Source organism: Acinetobacter sp. ME22, from assembly GCF_022012315.1.
In the GTDB taxonomy this organism is placed as follows: Bacteria; Pseudomonadota; Gammaproteobacteria; order Pseudomonadales; family Moraxellaceae; genus Acinetobacter; species Acinetobacter brisouii_A.
The window spans coordinates 246,312-254,437 of sequence record NZ_JAKLTL010000005.1 but is presented as its reverse complement, the minus strand read 5'-3'; the positions used below and the strand labels follow the sequence as shown (position 1 = coordinate 254,437).

Sequence of the window (8,126 nt, the reverse complement as noted above, 5' to 3'; positions counted from 1 at the left end):
CCTACGTTTTGCGATCCGTGAAGGTGGTCGTACTGTAGGTGCTGGTGTTGTTGCTAAAGTAACTGCATAATTCATGTTGCCATATTTAAACCGAGAATCTAGATTCTCGGTTTATTTTGTAGGCTAGTAGTTCAATTGGTAGAGCGTCGGTCTCCAAAACCGAATGTTGGGGGTTCGAGTCCCTCCTGGCCTGCCATTTATTTTCAAAGTTAAAGCTTGATGCTGGCTAAATTGTCTTATAATAAGTCGCGAATTCTACGACGAGTATACCCATGTCGAATGATAAACTGCGTGACGCATTAAGCGAAGCGCCAATCCCTCAAAGAAATAATTCTGCTGAAGTTGTTCGTTCTGGCTCACCATTCGATGTTGTTTTGTGGGTTGTTGCGGTTGCTCTCCTGATTTGTGCAACCTTGGTGAATCAGTATCTTCCTGCATATTGGGCACCAGCGAATAATATTTGGGTTCGCATAGGTGCAATTTTAGCTTGTATCGTTGTGGCTTTAGGTTTATTATACGCCACCCACCAAGGCAAAGGATTTATCCGTTTGCTGAAGGACGCACGCGTAGAATTACGTCGAGTAACTTGGCCAACCAAGCAAGAGACGGTAACAACCTCATGGCAAGTGGTTCTTGTTGTTGTTATTGCATCAATAGTGCTGTGGTGTTTTGACTACGCTTTGGGCTGGTTAGTGAAGTTGATTATCGGGTAAGAAGCTATGAAACGTTGGTATATTATTCATGCCTATTCAGGTTATGAAAAACAGGTGATGCGTTCACTTAATGATCGAATCCAGCGTAGCGCTGTAGCCGATAGCTTTGGTGATGTCCTTGTTCCTACCGAAGAAGTGGTAGAAATGAAGGATGGTAAGAAACGTAAGTCTGAACGTAAATTCTTTCCTGGCTATGTGTTAGTTGAAATGGAAATGAATGATGAAACTTGGCACATCGTGAAAGAGTGTCCTAAAGTTTTAGGTTTCATCGGCGGAACAGCAGAAAAACCTGCACCGATTACTCAACGTGAAGCAGATGCGATTCTTGCTCGCGTACGTAATACGGGTGAAGCACCTCGTCCTAAGACGATGTTTGAACCAGGTGAAGAATTATTGGTTATTGACGGTCCATTTACAGACTTTAAAGGTGTAGTGGAAGAAGTTCAATACGAAAAGTCGCGTTTAACGTTGACGATTAATGTATTTAATCGACCAACTCAAGTTGAATTGGAATTTCGCCAAGTCGAAAAAACCATTTAATTTGAATTGTTTGAAAAACGCCCGATTTATTCGGGCATTGTTATTGTAACAATTGTGTTACGAAATATGGTTTGGGGAGCCTAGCGGCGTTCGTACCCAGAGGTAATTAAAATGGCTAAGAAGATTGACGGCTACATCAAGCTGCAAGTTCCAGCTGGTAAAGCTAATCCATCTCCACCAATTGGTCCTGCATTGGGTCAACGTGGTGTTAACATCATGGCATTCTGTAAAGAATTCAATGCTGCGACTCAAAAACTTGAAGTTGGCTTGCCAATTCCAGTTGTGATTACTGTGTACAACGACAAGTCGTTCACATTCATCATGAAAACTCCGCCTGCATCTATTCTTCTTAAGAAAGCTGCTGGTATCCAAAAGGGTTCATCTGTACCAAACAAAACTAAAGTTGGTAAGTTGACTCGTGCTCAATTAGAAGAGATCGCGACTACTAAAGAACCAGATTTGACTGGTGCTGATTTAGACGCACGTGTTCGTACCATCGCTGGTTCTGCACGTTCTATGGGCTTGGAAGTGGAGCTATAAGACATGGCAAAGTTAACTAAACGTCAAAAAGCCATTGCTGCTGCTATTGAAGCAAACAAAGTTTACACTTTGGAAGAAGCAGTACAAGTTCTTACTAGCCTTCCTGCTGCAAAATTCAAAGAATCTTTGGATGTTTCAGTAAACCTAGGTGTTGACCCTCGTAAATCTGACCAAGTTGTTCGTGGCGCGACTACACTTCCTGCAGGTACTGGTAAAACTGTACGTGTTGCAGTGTTTGCTCAAGGTGCAAATGCAGAAGCGGCTAAAGCTGCTGGTGCAGACATCGTTGGTTTTGATGATCTAGCTGAAAGCATTCAAGCGGGTAACCTTGACTTTGACGTTGTAATTGCTGCTCCAGATGCAATGCGCGTTGTAGGTAAATTAGGTACGATCCTTGGTCCACGTGGTTTGATGCCAAACCCGAAAGTGGGCACTGTAACTCCTGATGTTGCAGGCGCTGTGAAAAATGCTAAATCTGGTCAAGCACGTTACCGTGTAGACAAAGCGGGTATTATTCACGCTGCGATTGGTCAAGTAGGTTTCTCTGCTGAAGCTGTTCGCCAAAACGTTGAAACTTTAGTTGCTGACTTGAAAAAATTGAAGCCAGCGACTTCTAAAGGTGTATACATCAAAAAGATCACTTTGAGCTCAACTATGGGTCCTGGTCTTACTGTTGATGTAAGCAACGTTTCTAACTAAGTTTCGGCTTAGAAAAGAATTTTAAAGTCCTGAAAGAGGAGAGTGAGTAAAGAAAGTCTTCGATTTTCTTAATCATTCAGGTAGAAATAACCAATCCTCACTCAGGCGGACTTTGAATTGATAAGTGTAAATTTATCAGCGTCAAAGACCTCAGGCGAGAAAGGAAACTTTTTCTTAATAACCCAGCCTGCGTAGACGCGGTGGTGTGATTTGATCCTCCTCCGCGTGTAAGTTTGAAAAGACTTACGAATTGGGGTGTACCTGACATAGGTACATAAATCACCGTTAGGAGGTTTTACAATGGCTCTTCTTATCGAAGACAAAAAACAGATTGTTGCTGAAGTTAGCGAAGTCGCTGCGAAAGCATTTTCTGTTGTTGTGGCTAACTATCAAGGTTCAAGCGTAGAGCAATTAACACAACTTCGTGTTGAAGCTCGTAAGCTCGGTGTTACTACACGTATCGTGCGTAATACTTTGGCTAAACGCGCTCTTCAAGATACTCAATTCAATATCTTGAACGATGACCTTGTTGGCCCAACCATTCTAGGTTTCTCAACTTCTGAAGATGACATGGGTGCAGCAGCACGCTTGTTCGAAGAATTTGCAAAAACTAACAAAGCATTTGAACTTAAAGCTGCAGCATTTGACGGCAAAGTTTATCAAGGTGCTGAAGTTAGCGTTATCGCAAATCTTCCGAACCAAGAAAAAGCGCTTACTATGCTTGCCAATGTTCTTCAAGCTCCTATTTCGAAATTGGGTCGCCTCATTACAGCGCTCAAAGAGAAAAACGAGTCAGAAGCTGCATAAGCTTAAATTTATTTACACACCATTCAATTTCCATTTGGAGTTATTCTCATGGCTTTAACTAACGAAGAAATCTTAAACGCAGTTGCTGAAAAAACTGTTCTTGAACTTGTTGAACTTATCTCTGCTTTCGAAGAGAAATTCAACGTATCTGCTGCTGCTGTAGCTGTTGCTGCTGCTCCTGGCGCTGCTGCTGCTGTTGAAGAACAAACTGAATTCAACGTTGAGTTGACTTCTTTCGGTGCTAACAAAGTTGCGGTTATTAAAGCAGTTCGTGAAGCTACTGGCCTTGGTCTTAAAGAAGCTAAAGATCTTGTTGAAGGCGCTCCTTCAGTTGTTAAAGAAGCAGTTTCTAAAGAAGAAGGCGAAGAACTTAAGAAGAAACTTGAAGCAGCTGGTGCTACAGTTACACTTAAGTAATTTGCAAAGGGGTCGGTTATTTTTAATTGGCTCCGAAAAAATGGCTGATGGCTCTTGGGTCATCAGCCTTTTTGCGTTACAATAATCGGCTCGATTTTTGTTCTTCTTGAGCAAAAACGAATATTTTATAAAATAACGCAATATATCAAACGCTTACCAATATTTTTCAATAAAAAATATTGTTAAGCGTTTTATTACCACTCTAAATTGCAGCATTTGTAAGTAGTGGTGGCCATATCGGCCTGCGTCATTCCATCTAAATCCGAACTGCAGGCGGATTTAGTTTTGTACTTTCCGAGGACTCCAAATGGCATACTCATATACCGAAAAAAAACGGATCCGTAAGAATTTTGGTAATTTGCCCAAAGTCATGGACGTTCCGTACTTGCTTTCGATTCAAGTCGACTCGTACAGAACATTCTTGCAAGATGGCAAAACACCAAAAAATCGAGAAGATATCGGTCTCCAAGCCGCATTTCGTTCAGTTTTTCCAATCGAAAGCTATTCTGGCAATGCTGCTTTAGAATTTGTTGAGTATAGCCTTGGTAAACCTGAGTTCGATGTTCGCGAATGTATTCTTCGTGGCTCAACTTATGCGGCACCAATGCGCGTAAAAATTCGCTTGATCATTAAAGATCGCGAAACGAAATCAATCAAAGACGTTCGTGAACAAGAAGTTTATATGGGTGAAATCCCATTGATGACTGAAAACGGAACGTTTGTGATCAATGGTACTGAGCGTGTGATCGTATCTCAGTTACACCGTTCACCTGGTGTATTCTTTGATAGCGACAAGGGTAAAACTCACGCGAACAAAACTCTATATTCTGCTCGTATTATTCCTTACCGTGGTTCATGGTTGGACTTTGAGTTTGATATTAAAGATCTTGTTTATGTTCGTATTGACCGTCGTCGTAAATTACTCGCGACTGTTATTTTACGTGCATTAAATTACACAGATGAACAAATTCTTAATTTGTTCTATGAAAAAGTACCTGTGTATGTCGATATGGGCAGCTATCAAATTGAGCTGGTTCCAGATCGTTTACGTGGTGAAATGGCACAGTTCGACATTGCTGACAACACTGGTAAGGTGATTGTTGAGCAAGGCAAACGTATTAATGCGCGTCATGTACGTCAAATGGAAGCATCAGGCTTAACCAAACTGCCTGTTCCAGATGAGTATCTATATGAGCGTATTACTGCTGAAAATATCACATTGCGTAATGGTGATGTGATTCCTGCCAATACCTTACTTAGCCATGACATTATGGTGAAATTGGCTGAAGGTGGTGTTAAACAGTTCAATATTCTGTTTACCAATGACATCGACCGTGGTCCATTTATTGCAGATTCTCTACGTGCTGATACGACAACAGGTCGTGATGAAGCGCTAGTTGAAATCTATAAAGTAATGCGTCCAGGCGAGCCACCAACCAAAGAAGCAGCGGAAAACTTGTTCCATAACTTGTTCTTCTCTACAGAACGTTATGACTTGTCTCCTGTTGGTCGTATGAAGTTTAACCGTCGTTTGGGTCGTCCATACGAAGTGGGTACAGATCAGAAATCTCGCGAAGTCGAAGGTATCTTGTCAAATGACGATATCATCGATGTTATGCGTACTTTGATCGAAATCCGCAACGGTAAAGGCGAAGTTGACGATATCGATCACTTAGGTAACCGTCGTGTACGTTCAGTTGGTGAAATGACTGAAAACCAATTCCGTGTTGGTTTGGTTCGTGTTGAACGTGCAGTAAAAGAGCGCTTAAACCAAGCAGAAACGGATAATTTGTCTCCACAAGACTTGATCAATGCGAAACCTGTTGCTGCGGCAATCAAAGAATTCTTTGGTTCAAGCCAGTTGTCTCAGTTCATGGACCAAAACAACCCATTGTCTGAAATTACACACAAACGTCGTGTATCAGCACTTGGGCCAGGTGGTTTGACGCGTGAACGTGCAGGCTTTGAGGTACGTGACGTACACCATACACACTATGGTCGTGTTTGTCCGATTGAAACACCTGAAGGTCCAAACATTGGTTTGATCAACTCATTGTCTGTTTATGCAAAAGCCAATGACTTTGGTTTCTTGGAAACGCCATATCGTAAAGTGGTTGATGGTCTAGTGACCGAAGAAACTGAATACCTTTCTGCGATTGAAGAAGTCGGTACAGTCATTGCACAAGCTGACTCTGCAGTTGATGCAGAAGGCAACTTGATCGATGAAATGGTCACTGTTCGTCATCAAGGTGAAACAGTACGTATGCCGCCTGAAAAAGTGACGCATATGGATGTTTCTGCACAGCAGGTTGTATCTGTTGCAGCATCATTGATTCCGTTCCTTGAACACGATGACGCAAACCGTGCATTGATGGGTTCAAACATGCAACGTCAGGCTGTACCAACTTTACTTGCGGATAAACCGCTTGTAGGTACAGGTATGGAAGCAAACGTAGCGCGTGACTCTGGTGTATGTGTCATCGCAAAACGTGGCGGTGCCATCGAATTTGTTGACGCTTCTCGTGTTGTTATTCGTGTCAACGAAGATGAAATGATTGCGGGTGAAGCAGGTGTAGATATCTATAACCTGATCAAATACACACGTTCTAACCAAAACACTTGTATCAACCAAAAAGTTCTTGTGAACTTGGGCGATAAAGTCGGTCGTGGTGATGTCTTGGCTGATGGTCCTTCTACCGATGGCGGTGAGTTGGCATTGGGTCAAAACATGCGTGTTGCGTTCATGACATGGAACGGCTTTAACTACGAAGACTCGATCTTGCTTTCTGAACGTGTACTTCAAGAAGACCGTTTAACTTCGATTCATATTCAAGAGTTGTCATGTGTAGCACGTGATACCAAGTTAGGTGCAGAAGAAATTACTGCTGATATTCCTAACGTAGGTGAAGCTGCGCTTTCTAAACTTGACGAATCAGGTATCGTTTACATTGGTGCTGAAGTCACAGCAGGGGATATCCTTGTTGGTAAAGTTACACCAAAAGGCGAAACTCAGTTAACACCAGAAGAAAAATTGCTTCGTGCAATCTTCGGTGAAAAAGCAGCTGATGTGAAAGACTCTTCTTTACGTGTTCCATCGGGTACGAAAGGTACAGTCATTGACGTTCAAGTCTTCACACGTGATGGTCTAGAAAAAGACGAACGTGCGCAAGCGATTGAAAAAGCTCAATTAGATGCATACCGTAAAGACTTGAAAGAAGAATACAAAATCTTCGAAGAAGCGGCTCGCGAACGTATTGTCCGTTTATTGACTGGTCAAGAGTCAAATGGTGGCGGTACAACTAAACGTGGCGACAAACTGACTGACGCTGTTTTATCGGGTCTTGAGTTGGTTGATCTACTTGAAATTCAGCCGACTGATGAAGCAATTGCTGAGCGTTTAAGTCAAATTCAAGTGTTCTTGAAAGAAAAGAGCGCTGAAATTGATGAGAAATTTGCTGAGAAAAAACGCAAACTTTCTACAGGCGATGAACTGACAACTGGCGTATTGAAAGTTGTTAAAGTTTACTTGGCTGTAAAACGTCGCATCCAACCGGGTGATAAAATGGCGGGTCGTCACGGGAACAAAGGTGTTGTATCTAACATCTTGCCTGTAGAAGACATGCCGCATGACGCTAATGGTGTTCCTGTTGACGTGGTATTGAACCCTCTGGGCGTACCATCACGTATGAACGTGGGTCAGATTCTAGAAACACACTTAGGCTTGGCTGCGAAAGGTTTGGGTGAGCAAATCGACAAGATGCTCAAACAACAACGTACCATGATTGAGTTACGTGACTTCCTTGACAAGATCTACAACAAAGTTGGTGGCGAGCAAGAAGAGCTTGATAGCTTAACTGATGAAGAAGTACTGGTGCTTTCAGGTAACTTGCGTAAAGGTGTTCCTTTAGCAACTCCAGTATTTGATGGTGCTGAAGAGAACCAAATCAAAGAGTTACTCGATCTTGCTGGTTACTCGAAGACAGGTCAAATGGAGCTGTACGATGGTCGTACAGGTGAGAAATTTGATCGTCCTGTCACTGTTGGTTACATGTACATGCTGAAACTGAACCACTTGGTTGATGACAAGATGCATGCGCGTTCAACTGGTTCTTACTCATTAGTGACTCAACAGCCGCTTGGTGGTAAAGCACAGTTCGGTGGTCAGCGTTTCGGTGAGATGGAAGTCTGGGCACTTGAAGCATACGGTGCAGCATACACACTTCAAGAAATGCTTACTGTGAAGTCGGATGACGTTGAAGGTCGTACCCGTATTTATAAGAACATTGTAGATGGTAACCACTACATGGATCCGGGTATGCCTGAATCGTTCAACGTATTGACCAAAGAGATCCGTTCTTTAGGTATCAACATTGAACTGAAAAATGGTGACTAAATCTCCCCATTAAATCT

General features: G+C 42.5%; 7 protein-coding genes, 1 tRNA gene and 1 pseudogene. All 9 read left to right on the top strand.

What is annotated here, in order from left to right; translation table 11 throughout:
- Positions 1 to 70 (top strand): annotated as a pseudogene (locus LVY74_RS09545) (hypothetical protein); the annotation flags it as partial.
- 50 nt (positions 71 to 120) lie between these two features.
- Positions 121 to 196: transfer RNA gene (locus tag LVY74_RS09540), tRNA-Trp, on the top strand.
- A gap of 76 nt (positions 197 to 272) precedes the next feature.
- Complete coding sequence (secE, locus tag LVY74_RS09535) at positions 273 to 713, top strand: preprotein translocase subunit SecE (protein WP_237814872.1); 441 nt, start codon at positions 273 to 275, stop codon at positions 711 to 713.
- Positions 714 to 719: 6 nt separating this feature from the next.
- Positions 720 to 1,253 (top strand): transcription termination/antitermination protein NusG, encoded by a 534-nt coding sequence (gene nusG / locus LVY74_RS09530; RefSeq protein WP_131315288.1) that lies wholly within the window; start codon positions 720 to 722, stop codon positions 1,251 to 1,253.
- 111 nt (positions 1,254 to 1,364) lie between these two features.
- Positions 1,365 to 1,793, top strand: coding sequence for a 50S ribosomal protein L11 (rplK, locus tag LVY74_RS09525; protein ID WP_004637639.1), 429 nt, complete (start codon positions 1,365 to 1,367; stop codon positions 1,791 to 1,793).
- 3 nt (positions 1,794 to 1,796) lie between these two features.
- Positions 1,797 to 2,492 carry a 50S ribosomal protein L1 gene (gene rplA / locus LVY74_RS09520; RefSeq protein WP_111895442.1) on the top strand — a complete coding sequence of 232 codons (696 nt, stop codon included), beginning with the start codon at positions 1,797 to 1,799 and terminating at the stop codon, positions 2,490 to 2,492.
- Positions 2,493 to 2,792: 300 nt separating this feature from the next.
- Positions 2,793 to 3,299 carry a 50S ribosomal protein L10 gene (gene rplJ, locus LVY74_RS09515; RefSeq protein WP_237814871.1) on the top strand — a complete coding sequence of 169 codons (507 nt, stop codon included), beginning with the start codon at positions 2,793 to 2,795 and terminating at the stop codon, positions 3,297 to 3,299.
- Positions 3,300 to 3,347: 48 nt separating this feature from the next.
- Entirely contained in the window at positions 3,348 to 3,716 is a 369-nt protein-coding gene (gene rplL / locus LVY74_RS09510) for a 50S ribosomal protein L7/L12 (RefSeq protein ID WP_151710605.1), read from the top strand.
- A 307-nt stretch (positions 3,717 to 4,023) separates the two neighbouring features.
- Positions 4,024 to 8,109, top strand: a complete 4,086-nt coding sequence (gene rpoB / locus LVY74_RS09505) for a DNA-directed RNA polymerase subunit beta (protein ID WP_237814870.1) — start codon at positions 4,024 to 4,026, stop codon at positions 8,107 to 8,109.
- Positions 8,110 to 8,126 lie beyond the last annotated feature (17 nt).

What these genes read in the sequence shown, in the direction of transcription:
- secE (WP_237814872.1), top strand. Translation starts at nt 273, where the DNA reads ATGTCGAATGATAAACTGCGTGACGCATTAAGCGAAGCGCCAATCCCT.
- nusG (WP_131315288.1), top strand. Translation starts at nt 720, where the DNA reads ATGAAACGTTGGTATATTATTCATGCCTATTCAGGTTATGAAAAACAG.
- rplK (WP_004637639.1), top strand. Translation starts at nt 1,365, where the DNA reads ATGGCTAAGAAGATTGACGGCTACATCAAGCTGCAAGTTCCAGCTGGT.
- rplA (WP_111895442.1), top strand. Translation starts at nt 1,797, where the DNA reads ATGGCAAAGTTAACTAAACGTCAAAAAGCCATTGCTGCTGCTATTGAA.
- rplJ (WP_237814871.1), top strand. Translation starts at nt 2,793, where the DNA reads ATGGCTCTTCTTATCGAAGACAAAAAACAGATTGTTGCTGAAGTTAGC.
- rplL (WP_151710605.1), top strand. Translation starts at nt 3,348, where the DNA reads ATGGCTTTAACTAACGAAGAAATCTTAAACGCAGTTGCTGAAAAAACT.
- rpoB (WP_237814870.1), top strand. Translation starts at nt 4,024, where the DNA reads ATGGCATACTCATATACCGAAAAAAAACGGATCCGTAAGAATTTTGGT.